The organism is Actinocorallia sp. A-T 12471, assembly GCF_033875155.1.
GTDB lineage: Bacteria > Actinomycetota > Actinomycetes > Streptosporangiales > Streptosporangiaceae > Actinocorallia.
In genome coordinates this window covers 503,308-519,346 of the sequence record NZ_JAWZTE010000003.1, presented here as the reverse complement: position 1 = coordinate 519,346, position 16,039 = coordinate 503,308, and the positions used below count along the sequence as shown (strand labels likewise).

Below are 16,039 nucleotides of genomic sequence, written 5' to 3'. Positions count from 1 at the left end.
TCGCGCGGGGAGGCGTCCCCGCCGGGTCAGGAGCCGAACGCGGTGCACTCGACCTCGGCCCTGCGCTCGGTCATGCCCTGGCCGACCGCGTTGGTGACGCACTGCTGCTGGGTGGCGTCGAGGGTGAGCTCGCCGCAGACCGAGACGCTCGAGTAGGTCCGGCAGTCGGCCTGCTGGGCGGGGGCGGCGTAGGCGGCGGGGGTGACGAGTCCGCTGAGGGCGAGGGTCGCGGCGGCGACCAGCGGCATGACCTTCATGGTGAATCCCCTTAATCTTCTTTCTCTGACACTGACTACGTTATGTCCGTGAATAGAGTGAAAGAAGTGGACCTGGCCTTTCATTGCCCGGACTTGGGGTTCGCCTCTTCCCGCCCATGACCCAGGTCACCTTTCCGTCATTCCGGCCGCCGTTTCCGGCCCCGGAGACGCGGAAGGGGCGGATCCCGGAAGATCCGCCCCCTGTGCCCTGTACCGGGTCGCTAGCGCTTGCCGTACCGGCGCTTGAACTGCTCGATGCGGCCCGCGGTGTCGATGGTGCGGCCGCGTCCCGTGTAGAACGGGTGGCTCGCCGAGGAGACGTCGACGTCAACGACGGGGTAGGTGTTGCCGTCCGTCCACTCGATCGTCTTGTCGCTCGTCATCGTCGAGCGCGTCAGGAACGCGCTGTCGGCGCTCTTGTCGCGGAAGACGACGGTCCGGTACTCGGGGTGGATGCCCTGCTTCATACCTTGGTCCTCTCGTCGTCGGAAACCGTCACGCCCGGCACAACAAGCCCGCGCCCGCCCCCATTCCCGGGGCTCAGCGGCCCCGGAGCGCGTCGCCGAGCGACACCCGGCCGCCCATCCGCAGCACCGAGTAGCTGTACACCCGGCCCGCGAACCAGATCAGGCCGGCGATCAGCGCCAGGGCCGGGAGCATCGCCAAGATCTGCTCCCACCACGGCACGCCGAACGCGCTGCGCACCGGCATGAGGATGGGGGAGAAGAACGGGATATAGGACGCGACGCGCGCGGCGGTCCCGTCGGGATCGGCAGGGACGACGGCGAACGCCAGCATGTACGGCACGATCAGCAGGATCTGGATGGGCGCGGTCACCCCGCCGATCTCCTCCTGCCGCGAGACCGTCGCCGAAGCCGACGCGTACAGCAGCGCGTAGATCGTGTACCCGAGCAGGAACCAGGCGAGCGACCAGACCGCGGTGCCGAGCAGCGCGCCGAAGGAGATCCCGAGCACGTCCGTCGCGGCCTGCGCGCCGACGCCCGCCACCACGACGAGCCCGATCTGGACGAGCCCGACGATGCCGAGGCCGAGCACCTTGCCCGCCATGAGCCGCCACGGCCGCACCGCGCTGAGCAGCAGCTCGACCACCCGGCTCGCCTTCTCCTCGACCACGCCCTGCGCGACGAGCAGCCCCGTCGTCTGGAGCACGATGAAAAGGATGACCGACAATCCGGCGGAAATGCCGAGACGCTGGTCGAAAAGGTCGTCTTCCCCCTTGAGCGACACCACCTGGACATCCGCCGCCGCGACGGACGCGGCGACCGCGTTCGGATCGAGGCCCGCACCGGTGAGCTGCGCGTCGAGCGCGGCCTGCCGGGCGAGGGCGGTGAGCGTGCCGTGCAGCGCGCTGTCGGGCTCCTTCTCGACGACGATGCGGAGCGGCCCGTCCAGGACGAGCGCGTCGAGCTCCCCGTCGATCACCAGCTTCTCGCCGACGGCCTCGGACTCGACCGAGCGCGGCGCGATGTCCAGCCCCGCCGCCTCGGCCACCGCGACGACCTGGGCGCGGGTCGCCGAGTCGACAAAACCGACAGCCGTGGGCGTGGAGCCGCCGAGCAGCTTGACCGCGACGAGCGCGCCGACGATCAGCACCATCATGCCGCCGGTCACGAAGACGAACATGCGCGACCTGATCCGCGCGAGCTCCCGCGACGCGACGAGCCAGATCTCCGGCAGCGCGTTCACGCGGCCTCCTCCTCGGGGGTGGGTTCGCCCGCGACGGCCTCGCGGAACAGTTCCGTCAAAGTGGGCCTGCGCCAGGCGAACTCGGTGACGCGTCCGGCGTCCAGCGCGGCGCGCAGCAGGGCCTGGTCGTCGGCGTCGGGCGCGACGGCGTAGGTGTCGGGCGCGTCAAGGGTGAAGCCGGGGACCGCCGACGCCCAGTCCGGCGCGGCGTCCGCGACCCGGACGACGAGCCGGGCCTCCCCGCCCTCGCGCAGCTCAGCGACGCTGCCGAGCGCGACGAGGCGGCCCGCGCGCACGATCCCGACCCGGTCGCACAGCCGTTCCACGAGGTCGAGCTGGTGGCTGGAGAAGACGACGGGAACGCCCTCGGCCGCCTTCTCCTTCAGCACCTCGCTCATGACGTCGACGGCGACGGGATCGAGCCCGGAGAAGGGTTCGTCAAGGACGAGCAGCTTGGGGTCGTGTACCAGCGCGGCGGCCAGCTGGACGCGCTGCTGGTTGCCGAGGCTGAGCTTCTGCACCTCGTCGTCGGCGCGTTCCGCGACGCCGAGCCGCTCAAGCCAGGCGTCGGTGGAGGTGCGCGCGGCGGCGGCGGAAAGCCCGCGAAGCCGGGCGAGATACACCAACTGCTCGCGGACCTTCATCTTCGGATACAGACCGCGCTCTTCCGGCATGTACCCGATCGATCGGCGCACCGCGTCGTCGATCGGCGCGCCGTCCCAGCGGATCTCGCCGGAGTCGGCGGCAAGGACGCCCAGCACGATCCGCATCGCGGTCGTCTTGCCCGCCCCGTTGCTGCCGACGAAGCCGAAGAGCTCGCCTTCCTTCACCTCGAAGCCAAGTCCCGCCAGGGCATGGCGCGCACCGTAGCTCTTGGAGACACGGTCGAGAACAAGATTTCCCATGACATGGGAAAATGCCAGTAATAAGTGATCTGTCAAATTCGTTCGGGTGTACGGGTCGGGAGGGCGGTCGCGATACCGCGGTTCCGTGACGCGGTGAAGGCGGCGAGCGCGGTCGTCAGCGGCACCGCGGCGATCAGCCCGAGCGTCCCGGCCGCGCTGCGCACGATCTCCTGCGCGACCACAGGGTTGGTCAGCACCTCGCCGACCGACTGCTCGCCGATCCGGAACAGCAGCAGCAGCGGCAGCGACGCGCCCGCGTACGCCAGCACGATCGTGTTGATCACCGACGCGATGTGCGCCCTGCCCACCCGCGCGCCCGCCCGGTACAGGTCGCCGAAACCATAGGACGGGTTCGCCGCCGCCAGCTCCCTGACCGTCGCCGCCTGCGTGACGGTGACGTCGTCAAGGACGCCGAGCGAGCCGATGATGATGCTCGCCAGCAGCAGGCCCTGGGTGTTGATCGCGTAGTTGTAGTCGAGGTAGAAGCTGCTCTCGTCGGTGATCCCGTTGAGGTGGGCGAGGCCGATCGCGGCGGTCGCGAGGATTCCGGTGAGGGCGAGCGCGGCGAGCGTGCCGAGGACGGCGAGCGTGGTCGTCGGGCTGAACCCGTGCGTCAGGTAGAGCACCGCGAGGATGACCGCCGCGGCGCAGACGATCGCGACGAGCAGGGGCGGGCTGCCCGCGAGGATCGCCGGGATGAGGAACAGCACGAGCAGCGTGAACGTGATCGCCAGACCCGCGAGCGCCGCGAGGCCGCGCCACCTGCCGAACGCGACGACCGCGAGGACGAACGCGGCGGCGACGGTCCACAGCGCGTCGGACCTGTCGTGGTCGGACAGCTGGAACCGGTCGACGCCCTCGACGCCGGGCGTCTCGATCACCAGGACGTCGTCGCCCGCCTCGTAGACGTGGCTGCCGGGACCCGTCGGCAGGTTCACCGACGCGTACTGGCCGTCCTGGGGGCCCGATGTGAGCTGGAGCGTCGCGGTGCCGCAGCGGCGCGGGTCGACGGGCTCGGCCTCCACGACGGGCTCGCCGCCAAGGTCGATGGGCGCGTCGGCGGGCTTGGCGCACGCGCCCAGGACGACTTCTACGACCGTCGCCTTGTGGCGCGAAAGGGTGCCGGTGGAGGGCGCGTCGGAGGGGGAGTCGGACGGCCACAGCCACACGAGCCCGGCGAGCGTCGCCAGCGCGAGCGGGACGATCAGCGCCAGCGCCCAGCGCACCGAGCCGTGCGGCTCGGACCCGGCAGGTCCGTGGTGGTGGCCTGCGCCCATGCTGTGCTGCTCCTCGGGGGTCGGTGCGGGTGATCGCGTCAGGGCAGGCTACCGCGCTGGTAGCGGCGAAGCGGACGGAACGGACGCGTCAGGCGGCGTCGGGCTCGGCGGGGGCGTCCTTGGCGCGGCGCGCCCTGCGGATCAGCGCCACGGAGACCGACGCGACGGGCGCGGCTAGGAAGGCCCCCGCTATGCCCGCGAGCGCGCTGCCCAAGGCGATCGCCACAAGGATGACCGCGCCCGGCAGCTCCAAGGCACGTCCGTAGATCTGCGGGGCGAGGATGTGGCCCTCGAGCTGCTGGACCGCGATCGTCACGCCGATGACGATCAGCGCGACCAGCCAGCCCTTGGCGACGAACGCGACTATCGCGGCGAGGAACCCGGCGAGGAACGCGCCGACCAGCGGAAGGAACGCGCCGACCCAGGTCAGGACCGCGAGCGGCACCGCGATGGGAACGCCCAGAATCCACAGGGCGAGGCCGATGAAGAAACCGTCGACGAACCCGACGACCGCGACGCCACGGACATACCTCCCCATGACGTCGAAGACGACCTCGGCCCCGTCGTGCAGCCGTCCCCGCGCCGACGGCGGCAGCAGCTCGCCGATCCAGCCGACGAGCCGCGTGCCCCCGTGCGTGAAGTAGATCGCCAGCACGAACGCGAGCACCGCGCCGACCAGCACCTCACCCGTCGCGATCACCCCGGTGAGCGCGCTCCCCGCGATGTTGCCCGAGTGGCCGGAGATCCAGTCGCGGGCCTGCTGGTTGTACTCGGCGATCTGCGCCGAGTCCAGGCCGAACCGGCCCGCGAGGTCCTGAACTGTCTTGGCGAACGCGTCGAAGCTCGCGGCGAGCTGCGAGAAGCCGCTGACCGTCGGGGGGACGAGCAGCAGCACGAGCACCGCGACGCCGGCGATCAGCGCGAGCCACACCACGGCGGTCGCGAGCGCCGGGTTGAGGCCGCGCCGGATCAGCCGGTTCGTCGGCGGGATCGTCACCGAGGTGATGAGGATTCCGATGATGACGGGGATCGTCACGGCCTTGACCTGCCAGACCGCCCAGATCCCCAGGGCCCACAGCACCACCACGAGCAGGCGGTGCGCGGCCTTCAGCGTATCGCGCCGCAGATCTGGATCTTTGACGACCACGTCCGGAACCTGCCCAGGCCCGGGTACCGCCCAAACCGGATCAGGCGGACAACCGCCGCACAAGGACCGTCGAGTCGTGCCGGACGCCGCGCTGTCCGTCGGGGCGGAACACCTCCTTGGCGTGCTCCTCGGCCTTCAGGACCTCGTAGTCCGCCGACAGGTGGAGCTCCGCGACTGTCTCGTCGGGCGTAGGGAAGCTCACGTCGGGGCGCTCGCCCTCGTGCCAGTCGGGGAACCCGGCGTGGCTGACGATCAGCAGCCGTCCGCCGGGGGCCAGCGCCGCGGCGGCCCGGCGCAGGATGTCCTCGCGCTTCAGGTCGACGAACGAGTGGAAGAACATCGCGGTGATCAGGTCGAACTCGCCGTCCGGGAAAGAGGCGTCGAGGTCGTGCCGCTGGAAGTCGACGGTGACGCCCGCGTCGGCCGCGTGGCCGCTCGCCCGCTCGATCGCGACGGCCGACAGGTCGGTCGCCGTGACCTTCCACCCCTTGGTCGCCAGCCAGACGGCGTCGGCCCCCTCGCCGCACCCGAGATCGAGGGCGCGTCCCGGAACCAGTCCCTCGGCCTCCTCCACGAGCACCCGGTTGGGCTGCCCGCTCCAGATCCGGTCGCTCTGCCGGTACCGCTCATCCCAGTGCCACGCGTTGCTGCCCTCACCGTGCGCCTGCTGGTCGTGCCCGTGGTCGTGCTGGTGGGTGTGCTGGTGGGTGTGCTCGACTGTCATCTTCCGCTCCTTCGTCACGCTGACTCCAGAGCATCACCCCGACCCCCGCGATCCGCCAAACCCGCTTGCCGAACCGGCAAACCCCCGCACACGATCGCGCCCGGCGGCCGCGACGCCTTCAGCGCCGTACCTACCGGGCGTGGCCGCCGTGAGCGTGCCATGAGGTCTTCAGTGGCCCCGCGCTTGGAGGTCTTCAGTGACCCCCCTTTCACGGCGGTAACTCCACCCTATTTCCCCCTCACCCACGCCACCACCAACCCCACCCCCCAAATCACCCCAGCCTGCACAAGCCCCGCCCCCGAAGCCCAAACCACCCCCTTCCCATGCGGCAACACCGCGAGCAACGGCAGGTCCACCATCAGCAGCAGCGGGATGTACCCAATGTCCCCCCGCCCCTCCACCCAGCTCACGCCGAGGGGTTCGGGGGGTGCGAGAAGGCGGATGTGTAGCTATTTGGTGAATTGCCGGAAGTCGTCGGGCGGGGGGTTTTACGCTCGCGACAGCGTCAGCGGGGGCTGATGTTCGACGGTGTCTTCTTCGGGCGAAGGATGTGGATCTGTTGGTGAACCAGGAATCCGTAACAAACACGGAAAAGCGGACGGAAGACATCCTCACGTCCCTAAGGGCGATCCTCCCCGCCTCGGTGGACGGAGCCCGCCGCGTCCTGGCCGCCCTCCAAGCCGACACCCGCCCCGCCGACCTTGACCTCTACGTCCTCACCGAAGCGGTGACCGCCTTCGACAAGGCACTCACCGCCCTCCCCGGCACCCCGCCCACCCTCCCCGCCCTGGAGGACGCCGCGGCCGCCGAAGCCACCCGCCGACGCGTAGCCGCCCTCGCCACCCTCACCGGCCCACCCCGCTACGCCGACCTCCTCGCCGAAATCCACGCCGCCTCCACCACCCCCACCCCCGACCTGATCCTCCTCTGCGACCTCCTGGACGCCGCCGCCGGCCTCCGCCCCGATGAAGACTCCCTCGTCGCCACCGCCGAATCCACCTGGCCCCCCACCTGGCAACGCCTCCTCTGGCCAGTCTCCAACAACTCAATAACCCTCCCCACCCCACCCACCCCCACCCCCACCGAGCCCGCCCCGGCCCCAGCCGACGCCGCCCCCGCCGCCCCCACCCCCGAGCCCGAGCCCCCCGCCCCCTCACCCGAGCCCACCCCCGCCGCCACCCCTCCCGCAGCCGAGGCCAGCCCCGAAAGCACCTCCCCAACGGCCGAGGCCGGGGCCCCTGTCGCGCCCCCCACTGAGCACACCGATTCCCCCGCCGCCTCCCCAACGGCCGAGACCGCCCCCGCCGCCCCCTCACCCACCGAGCCCAGCACCCCCTCGCCCACGGAAGAGCCAGAACCCGCCCTCCCCTCTCCTGCGGACGACGCCGAGCCCACCCCCGAGCTTTCCGACGCGCACAGCGCCGCCTCCGAGCTTTCCGACGAGGACGCCGACACGCCTGAGCCCTCCGACGCGCACCCCGCACCCGCCGAGCCTTCCGACGCGCACCCCGTCATCCCTGCGCTCTCTGACGCGGACGCCGTCACTCCCGAGCCTTCCGGCGAGGACGCTGCGCCTGTCGAGCGTCCCGGCGCGGATGCCTCGGCCCCTGAGCATTCCGACGCGGACGCGGTCACCCCTGAGATCTCGGACGCGGATGCCGCCACCCTTGAGCCCGTCGGCGCGGACACCGCGACCTCTGAGCCCTCTGAAGCGGACGCCGCGCATCAGGAATCCGTCTCGGAGGAGCCCGCACCCGACCCCGACACCACGGCCCCCACCCTCGAAGCTCTCGACCCAGCGGCCAACACCTCCGTGCCCGACCCGGCCAACTCCTCCGCGTCCGACGGTCCCGCTTCCGACGCCGCGATCTACGTCCCCGCGCCCGACCCGGCCAACAGCTCGGCACCCGACGCGACGGTCGACGGCCCGACGCGCGACCTGGCCAACACCCCCGCGCCCGACCCGACCGACGCCTCCGCGCCTGACGGCCCCTCTTCCGACGCGGGCGTCGACGCCTCCGCGCCTGACGCCTCCGCTCCCGACGTGGCCGTCAACGACCCCGCGCCCGACCCGGCCGACAGTTTCGCGCCGGACGCGGCTGCCGAGGCCCCCGCACTCGACTCGGCCGCCGACGATTCCGTGCGCGACTCGGCCGCTGACGGCTCCGGCGCGGACGAGCCGGAGGGCCTGTCGGGCCAGTCCACCGCCGCGTCCCCTGAGGACACCGCCGCCGACGTCCCCGCGAACCCAGCCGCCGCGGCACGCGAACTCGACCCGGTATCCGAGGCCCCCGAGCCGGACGCAACACCCGCACCCACGGACATTTCCGACGAACAGCCCGAACCGGCCTCCGAGCCCGAGCCCGAATCGTCCGTTTCGTCGGACCCCGCAGTCCTGAACCCGGAGGGCGCGCACCCCACGGAGCCGCATTCCCCCGACGCCGCCGCGACCACAACGCCCCCTCCGGCGGAAGCACCGGCGACCCCCGAAGGCACCGAGCCGAACGCGGCAGCACCGACCACCACCGCGCCGGACGCGATCGCCGAGGCCCCTTCCGCCCCATCGGAGGAGCAGCCCCCCACCGCTTCCGACGACGCCTCCACACCGGACGCCGTCCCCACACCGCAAGACCCCGCCCCCGAACCCCCCGCATCCTCGGACACCCTCACTGAGGCCCCCATCGCCTCAGACGAGCCCGCCGAGACCCCCACCCCCGAGGACGCCGCCACCGAGCCGACCCCCTCCTCGGCACCCGAACCCGCCGAGGAACCTTCCGTCCCCTCGGAATCCCCCTCGCCCGTAACCTCCGACGCTGCCCCCGAGCCCAAGCCCGAGCCCGAGGCCGTCTCCGAGCCCGAGCCCGAGGCCGGGGCCGCACCGGAACACCCCGTCTCCGAAGCCGTCGCCGAGGCTCCCGCATCCTCGGACACCCTCGCCGAGGACCCCGTCGCCTCGGACGCGGCCGCCGAGGGTGTCGCCGCTGGGGATGCCGCTGCTGAGGTGATCGCCTCCTCAGCGCCCGAGGCCGCCGAGGAGGCTTCCGACCCGTTGGAGGAGTCGTCACCCGTTGTCGCGGGTGACGTCTCTGAGTCCGAGGTCGTTGTCGCGTCGGAAGGCGCTGTGGCTGAGGTCGCCGCGTCCTCGGGTGCCCGCGCTGAGGACCCTGCTGCGTCGGACGCGGCTGCCGCTGCTGAGGTGATCGCCTCCTCAGAGCCCGAAGCAGCCGAGGAATCTTCCGTCTCGTCGGAGGAGTCGTCACCCGTCGTCTCGGATGATGTCTCTGAGCCTGAGGCCATCGCCGTGTCGGAAGACGCTGTTTCCGAAGCCTCGGAGGGCCTTGCTGAGGGGTTGGTCGCCTCGGATGCGGCTGGTGAGGCGGTTGCTTCGCCGGTGTCCGGAGTTGCCGGGGAGCCTTTGGTTCTGTCGGAGGGGTCGTCCGTCGGCTCGGATGATGTGCCTGCGGTGGAGGCCGTGGTCGCGTTGGAGGACGCTGTTCTGGAGGCCGTCGCTGAGGGGGCTGCTGTCTCGGAGGGGGTTGCCGTCGAGGGTGCTGGTGATGAGGTGAGTTCCTCGTCGGTGCCCGGGGCGGATGAGGAGGGCTCGCCTTCGGAGGGGGAGAGCGGTGCGGCGCTTGGGGAGGGTTCGGGTGTCGTTGAGATCGCGTCGACCGGGGGCTTGGAAGGCGGTCAGGTTGACGGTGCCGAAGAATCTGGCGGGGCCGACCAGAACGTGGAAGTAGTGCCTTCGCCGGTTGAATCAGTCCAGGCCGGGTCGGAGGTGGACGAGACCGGCGAAGTGCCCGGTGGTGCTGGGTCTGAGGGCGCGGAGTCCGATGCGCGCGCCGACGTCGTCGTGCCCGGGCCGGAAGAGTCCGCACCGGCTTCGGAGGGGTCCGAGGCGGCTCCGCTCGCGTCCTCCGATGCTGAGCCCGCTTCCGAGCCCGCCGAGGGCGTGCGCGCGTCGGAACCTGACCAGGCCGGGACCGCGCAGGCCGAGCCCGCGCAGGTCGAGCCCGCGCAGGTCGAGTCTGCGGCTCAGGCAGAGCCCGCCGACGATGAGCCCGCTCCCGGGCACGCCCCGGCCGAGGCCATCCAGGCCGAGTCCGCGCAGGCCGAGTCGGCGCAGGCCGGTCCCGCGCAGGTCGAGTCTGCTCAGATCGAGTCTGCTCAGGTGGAGCCCGCCGAGGCTGAGCCCGCTTCGGGGCAAGCCCCGGCCGAGTCCATCCAGGCCGAGTCCACCGAGGCCGAGTCCGCGCGGGCCGGGGCCGTGCAGGTAGAGCCTGCTTTGGAGGTCGGTGAGGCTGAGGTCGCGTCAGGGGCTGTTCAGGTTGAGTCTGTTCAGGTTGGGCCTGGGTCGGGGGGTGTCGCGTCCGCTGAGGGTGCTGTGGGGGCTGCTCAGGTTGGGGCTGTTCGCGATGAGGGGGCTCGGGGTGGGGCCGTTGAGGGTGAGTCGGCTTCTGAGGTTGGTGAGGTTGGGGTTTTGGGGGAGGCTCGTGGGTGGGGGGCCGGTGGGGTTGAGGGGGTTTTGGTGAGGGATGGGGTGGTTTGGTTGGTTGTGGGGGCTGGGGCGTTGGGGTTGGGGGATGTGGGGCGGGTGTTGGAGGAAGAGGGGAGAAGGAGGGAGAAGGTCGCGGTTTGGACGGTTGGGGTGGGGCTCGGGGAGGAGGTGTTGGGGGACGCGGTGGACAGGGCCGCGCGGAAGAAGGGGCTGACGGCCGTCGTCCTCGATCTCCTCACCAGCCGGACGGTGGAGGCGGCGAGGGCGGGGCTCGCGGAGGCCGTCGAGGCGGTCAACCGTAACGGGGAGTACAGGGGGACGCTCTCCGTCGTCGCCGTGGTGCCGCCCCGGTACGCGGCGCTGTGGACGCGGCTTCGGCACACGCCCCCTGCGCGGCTTCTGGAGCTCGAGCCCTTGACGGTCGAGGGCATCGAGCGCAAGGTCGCGGCCCACCCTGAGCTCGGGTGCGGGGTCGCGCCCGCCGAGCTGTTCCGGCTGACGGGCGGGTGGCCGTCGCTGCTCGACCTGCTCGTCAGGGCGGGCGTGAACGGCCAGGACGAGGCCCGCGACGTGATCGCGCGCCACCTAGACGACTCGGCGCATGACTTCGTCGCGTCCACCGGCGTCCTCGACGACCCGACCCTCGAGGCCGCGTGGACCGTCCTGGTCCGCCAGGGCGAACGCGGCCCGGCCGGCGACCTGTCGGTGTGGCTGGAGGTCGCCGGAGAGGGCGACCAGCCGGCCCTCTCCCTGTCCGCCCTGGCCTCCGCGGGCTTCGCCGACCACTCCGAGGTGATCGAAGCCCTGCGGGTCCTCGGGGCCCTCCGCGCCCAAGGTCCGGACGACAAGCCGACCCTGTCCTGCGAACCCCTCCTCGCGAGCCTGTTCGCCGCCCGAGGCTGACCGGCCTGAGCCCCCGGCCTCCCGCGAGGAAGGCCGGGGGACGGCTTCACCGGACCGTCGTGCGCCGGGAGTGGATCCAGGGGGAAGTGAGCGCAAGGCGGCGGGGTGTGGCGACGTTCAGTTCGTAGATCGCGTCCATCATCGCCTTGACGCGCGGAGGGATCTCGCGGAGTTCGGCGTCGAAGACGTCGTCTTCGCTTGTGTGGTACATGAGGTGCGTGTAGCCGTCGTCCGGGTGGAAGGCGAGGGTGGAGCCCAGAAGGTCGGTCCGGTGGGCGTACATCTCCTTCTCCATGCTGCGCAGCAGCGTCCGCATGAGGGCGGCGTCCTTGATCCGGCCCTGGACGATCTCGACATACCGGGCGGTGTCGATGGCGTCGGGATCGGGCGCGAACACCTCGACCTCGCGGCAGTTGATGAACCTCGCGTCGCCCGACAGGCCCTTGAGGGTGTCCGACCACCACCGGCGACGCCCCGGGCGGCCGTTCTCCACCCACGCCTTCTGCTCGGACTCGAACCGCTCGGCGCTGATCCAGACGCCGTCGTCGGTGACGCCGCCGGTGCAGCCGAGCCATCCGACCGAGGTCGCGCCGAGTTTGTCGGCCCACCGGTAGGAGGCTTCGCGGAGGGTGTCCGCGTCGCCGGCCGGGGCCTCGATGAGCTGTATGAACACCACGCCTCCGTCCGCGTGCCGTGCTGTCGTGACCACCGTATCGAGAACCCGGAAACCCCGTCATCTTCCGCATTCCGCCACGCGGCGGATCGAGTGACGCAGCACACACTGTATCCAGGGTGATTAGATATGGATTGTAGGTTGTGTGGGTGTTAGCCTCCCTTTCCACCAGCGAGGATTTCATCCGGAGTCCTTGCCGAATCGATTCCTCCGGAGAGTAAGCGCAACGATGTCCGAGACCGAACCCGGCGTGCTCGCCCGCGTCCGCCTCGGCCACGAGGAGCGGGTCGTCGCGCTGCTGCGCGAGCGCGGCGCGCTCAGCCGCGCAGAACTGGGCACTTTGTCCGCCTTGTCCCGCTCGACCCTGTCCGACATCGTGGGCGCTCTCCTAGCGCGCGGCGCAGTCGTGGTGACGACGCCGGAATCAGCAGGCCGCAAGCGCCCGCCAGGACGCCCCGCCGAGCTGCTCACCCTCAACCCGCACTCCGGCCAGACCCTCGGCCTCGACTTCGGCCACCGACGCGTCCACGTCGCCGTCGCCAACGCCGCCCAGGAGGTCATCGGCACCGCCGCCCTCGGCTACGCCCGCTCGACGTCATGGCAGCGCCGCCTGGAGATCGCCTGTGGCCTCGTCGACTCCCTCCGGACGGGCCTCGGCCCCCTCAACGGCGTAGGCGTCGGCGTCACGGGCCCCGTAGGACCGGCCCCGGAGCGCTCCAAGCACGTCACCGCCCTTGTCGACGCGATCGGCGAGCGGTTCGGCGTCCCGGTCTCGGTCGACAACAACACACGCCTCGCCGCCCTGGCCGAGATGCTGCGCGGCGCAGGCAAGGGCTTCTCAGACGTCGTCTACACCCGCCTGTCTGACGGTGTGGGCGGCGGCATCGTCGTCGGCGGAAGGCTCCTTCGTGGAGCGCGCGGCAGCGCGGGCGAGATCGGCCACGTCCCGGTCGAGCCCGCCGGACGCCCGTGCCCGTGCGGCGGCCGGGGCTGCCTGGAGACCGTCGCGTCGGTCCCGGCCGTCGTGGCCGCATCCGGAGCCGACGACCTGCCTAGCGCGCTTCAAGCCCTCGAAGAAGGCGCCCCCGACGCCGTCGCCGCCTTCGACCGCGCCGGACGCGCCCTCGGCTTCGCGCTCGCGTCCGTCTGCAACACCGTCAACCCGGCGCGGATCGTCGTCGGCGGCGAGGTCGCGGTGCCGCGCGTGCTGGCCGCCGCCGAGGCCGCGCTCGCCGCGCACCTGCCGCCCGCCCAGCGCCTCCCGGCGCACCCCGCGGCGCTCGGCGACGAGGTCGGCGCGCTCGGCGCGCTCGCGCTCGTCGCCCACGACTCGCCGCTTCTCATCGGCTACCCCGGCGGCCAAGGCCGCGGAGAGGACGAATCATGACCGCGATTCCCGCCTTCGACCCCGAGGCAGGCGTCACCGTGCTCACCCCCGAGCGCGACGAGCCCGGCTACTGGGTGGGCTGCGCGAGCGTGCTGCCCGACGAGGGCCGCTATCTCATGACCTACCGCCGCCGACGCCCGCGCGGCGACGCCCGCACCGAGCGCGGCTGGCGCTGCGCGGTCGCGGTCAGCGACGACGGCGTCGACTTCCGCGACGTGTGGGCGGTCGAGAAGTCCGAGCTGGACTCCCCGTCGATGGAGCGGTTCTGCCTGCACCGCCGCGCCGACGGCGTCTACCAGCTGTACCTCAGCTACGTCGACGCCGCCGACAACCGCTGGCGGATCGACGTCGTGGAGGCCGCCGCGCCCGAGGCGTTCGACGTGGCCGCGCGCCGCCCGGTCTTCACCGCGGCCTCCACCGGCACCGAGGGCGTCAAGGACCCGCGCGTGCTGCGGACCGCCGACGGCCGCCTCGTGATGCTGGTCAGCGCCGCGCGCGGCATCTTCGACGCGGCCGAGGCCGACGCCGCGCACGCGTCCGCCGACATCTACAACACCGGCCTGTCCCTGTCGGTGACCGCGCTGGCCGAGAGCGCCGACGACGGCGCGACCTGGACGTGGCGCGGCGTCGTCTTCGAGCCCGGCGACGGCTGGGACTCCTGGGCGGCCCGCCTCAACAGCGTCATCGAGACCCCCGCCGGTTTCATCGGCTTCTACGACGGCGAATCACACTTCTCCCGCAATTACGAGGAGAAGACGGGATTGGCCTTCTCGCCCGACCTTGTGCACTGGGAACGCCTGACCGTCGACGGCCCCGCCGTCGTCACCCCGCACGGCACCGGTTCCGTCCGGTACGTGGACGCCGTACCCGTCGGCGAGGGACTGCGCCTGTACTACGAGGTCAGTAGGGAGGACGGCGCTCACGAGCTCCGTACGGTCACCATAGGCAGGCCCGCATGACGTCTCCCGAGACGGCCGCGAAAGAGAAGCCCGCCGTCGTGCCGAAAGCAAACTCGCGTAAGCGCGCGCACGAGGCACGCGGCACGCGGATTCCCGGCCCGATCCTCAACGTCGTCGCGCTCGCCGCGGGCGTCGGCGTGTGGGCCGCGCTCGCGGGCGCGGGCGTCCAGGGGCTGCCGGGCCCCGTCGAGGTCGCCGGCCGCGGCTGGGAGCTGATCTCCGACGGCACACTCCTCGATGACGCCCTCGCCAGCCTCCGCCGCGTCTTCGTCGGCTTCGCCATCGGCACCGCCCTGGCCGTCCCGGTCGGGTTCCTCATGGGCTGGTACAGCACCGCGCGCGGCCTGCTCGAACCCTGGGTGCAGTTCTTCCGGACGATCCCGCCGCTGGCGATCATCCCGCTGGCCATCGTGCTGCTCGGCATCGGCGAGACGCCCAAGCTCGTCGTGATCGGCCTCGGCGCGTTTCTCTCGTGCGTAATCTCTACTTTTCAGGGCGTCATTGGGGTCGACAGCACCCTGATCAACGCGGCCCGCGTCCTCGGCGCGAACGACAGGGTGATCTTCGCCAGAGTCGTGGTGCCCGCCTCGTCGCCGTTCATCATCGTCGGCATGCGCGTCGGCCTCGGCAGCGCCTGGGCCACCCTCGTCGCCGCCGAGCTCATCGCCGCCCAGGAGGGCCTGGGCTTCCGCATGCAGCACGCGCAGATCTACTACGACCTGCCGACGATCTTCGTCGGCCTCATCACCATCGGCGTCCTCGGCCTGCTCATGGACCGGCTGCTGCTCGCCGCCGAGCGCCGCCTCACCGGATGGCAGGACCGCAGATGAACAAGATCGAGTTCCGGGGCGTCGGGAAGGTCTACCCGCTCGGCGCGGACACCGTGACCGCGCTCAGCGAGGTCGACCTGGGCCTTGCGGACGGCGAGTTCGTCACCGTCGTGGGGCCGTCGGGGTGCGGGAAGAGCACGCTGCTCGGCGTCGCGGCCGGGCTCGTCACGCCGACCAGCGGCGTCGTCACCGTCGACGGGTCCCCGGTCGCCGGGCCGGGGCCCGACCGTGGCGTCATCTTCCAGCAGTACGCGCTGTTCCCCTGGCTGACCGTGCGGGGGAACGTCGAGTTCGGGCTGAAGATCGCCGGTATCGGCAAGGCCGAGCGACGCGCCCGCGCCGAAAGGTACATCGACCTCGTCGGCTTGTCCGACTTCGCTGACGCCCTCCCCAAGACCCTCTCAGGCGGCATGCGCCAACGCTGCGCCATCGCCCGCGCGTACGCCGCCGACCCTCGCGTCCTGCTCATGGACGAACCCTTCGGCGCGCTCGACGCCCTCACCCGCGTCCGCATGCAAGACCAGCTCCTCGACACCTGGAGCCGCGAGCGCAGAACCGTCCTGTTCATTACGCACGACGTCGACGAGGCCGTCTACCTCGGCAACAGAGTCGTCGTCATGGCCGCCGGTCCCGGACGCGTCCAGGAGGTCATAGACGTCGACCTGCCTTACCCCCGCACAGAGCAGACCCGCCTGTCCCCGGAATTCGCCGCCCTGCGCAACCGTGTATGGCGTGCGGTCTACCACCAGCCAACCCCCGCGAAAGGTTGAAC

The 16,039-nt window shown here is 71.5% G+C and carries 13 protein-coding genes; 5 read left to right on the top strand and 8 right to left on the bottom strand.

From position 1 onward, the window contains the following. Positions 1–26: 26 nt before the first annotated feature. The 7 genes from R9X44_RS11370 to R9X44_RS11340 all read right to left on the bottom strand — a co-directional run bounded on the left by R9X44_RS11370 (position 27) and on the right by R9X44_RS11340 (position 6,017). Positions 27–257 carry a hypothetical protein gene (locus R9X44_RS11370; RefSeq protein ID WP_319814022.1) on the bottom strand — a complete coding sequence of 77 codons (231 nt, stop codon included), beginning with the start codon at positions 255–257 and terminating at the stop codon, positions 27–29. Positions 258–478: 221 nt separating this feature from the next. Continuing rightward, positions 479–724 (bottom strand): type B 50S ribosomal protein L31, encoded by a 246-nt coding sequence (locus R9X44_RS11365; RefSeq protein WP_319814021.1) that lies wholly within the window; start codon positions 722–724, stop codon positions 479–481. Between the two features lie 73 nt (positions 725–797). After that, positions 798–1,964 carry an ABC transporter permease gene (locus R9X44_RS11360; protein WP_319814020.1) on the bottom strand — a complete coding sequence of 389 codons (1,167 nt, stop codon included), beginning with the start codon at positions 1,962–1,964 and terminating at the stop codon, positions 798–800. Continuing rightward, a complete protein-coding gene (locus tag R9X44_RS11355) occupies positions 1,961–2,869 on the bottom strand; it encodes an ATP-binding cassette domain-containing protein (RefSeq protein WP_319814019.1) in 909 nt (302 codons plus the stop codon). The genes R9X44_RS11360 and R9X44_RS11355 overlap by 4 nt, the downstream gene beginning before the upstream one ends. A gap of 32 nt (positions 2,870–2,901) precedes the next feature. Next, positions 2,902–4,146, bottom strand: coding sequence for a YibE/F family protein (locus R9X44_RS11350; protein ID WP_319814018.1), 1,245 nt, complete (start codon positions 4,144–4,146; stop codon positions 2,902–2,904). 88 nt (positions 4,147–4,234) lie between these two features. Continuing rightward, positions 4,235–5,293 (bottom strand): AI-2E family transporter, encoded by a 1,059-nt coding sequence (locus R9X44_RS11345; RefSeq protein ID WP_319814017.1) that lies wholly within the window; start codon positions 5,291–5,293, stop codon positions 4,235–4,237. A gap of 40 nt (positions 5,294–5,333) precedes the next feature. Continuing rightward, positions 5,334–6,017, bottom strand: a complete 684-nt coding sequence (locus R9X44_RS11340; RefSeq protein WP_319814016.1) for a class I SAM-dependent methyltransferase — start codon at positions 6,015–6,017, stop codon at positions 5,334–5,336. Between the two features lie 550 nt (positions 6,018–6,567). On the opposite strand from R9X44_RS11340, the gene R9X44_RS11335 reads away from it, so the two are divergent. Further along, positions 6,568–11,418: a hypothetical protein gene (locus R9X44_RS11335; protein WP_319814015.1), complete on the top strand. Its 4,851-nt coding sequence runs from the start codon at positions 6,568–6,570 to the stop codon at positions 11,416–11,418. Between the two features lie 46 nt (positions 11,419–11,464). On the opposite strand, the gene R9X44_RS11330 is transcribed toward R9X44_RS11335, so the two are convergent. Further along, entirely contained in the window at positions 11,465–12,091 is a 627-nt protein-coding gene (locus tag R9X44_RS11330; protein ID WP_319814014.1) for a hypothetical protein, read from the bottom strand. Between the two features lie 229 nt (positions 12,092–12,320). Here R9X44_RS11330 and R9X44_RS11325 point away from each other — a divergent pair, with 229 nt between their 5' ends. Genes R9X44_RS11325 through R9X44_RS11310 form a run of 4 tightly spaced genes read left to right on the top strand, consistent with a single transcriptional unit; the run spans position 12,321 to position 16,037 of the window. Next, positions 12,321–13,478 (top strand): ROK family protein, encoded by a 1,158-nt coding sequence (locus R9X44_RS11325; protein WP_319814013.1) that lies wholly within the window; start codon positions 12,321–12,323, stop codon positions 13,476–13,478. Then, positions 13,475–14,437, top strand: a complete 963-nt coding sequence (locus tag R9X44_RS11320) for a hypothetical protein (protein WP_319814012.1) — start codon at positions 13,475–13,477, stop codon at positions 14,435–14,437. The genes R9X44_RS11325 and R9X44_RS11320 overlap by 4 nt, the downstream gene beginning before the upstream one ends. Then, positions 14,434–15,267, top strand: coding sequence for an ABC transporter permease (locus R9X44_RS11315; protein WP_319814011.1), 834 nt, complete (start codon positions 14,434–14,436; stop codon positions 15,265–15,267). The genes R9X44_RS11320 and R9X44_RS11315 overlap by 4 nt, the downstream gene beginning before the upstream one ends. Next, entirely contained in the window at positions 15,264–16,037 is a 774-nt protein-coding gene (locus tag R9X44_RS11310) for an ABC transporter ATP-binding protein (protein ID WP_319814010.1), read from the top strand. The genes R9X44_RS11315 and R9X44_RS11310 overlap by 4 nt, the downstream gene beginning before the upstream one ends. Positions 16,038–16,039 lie beyond the last annotated feature (2 nt).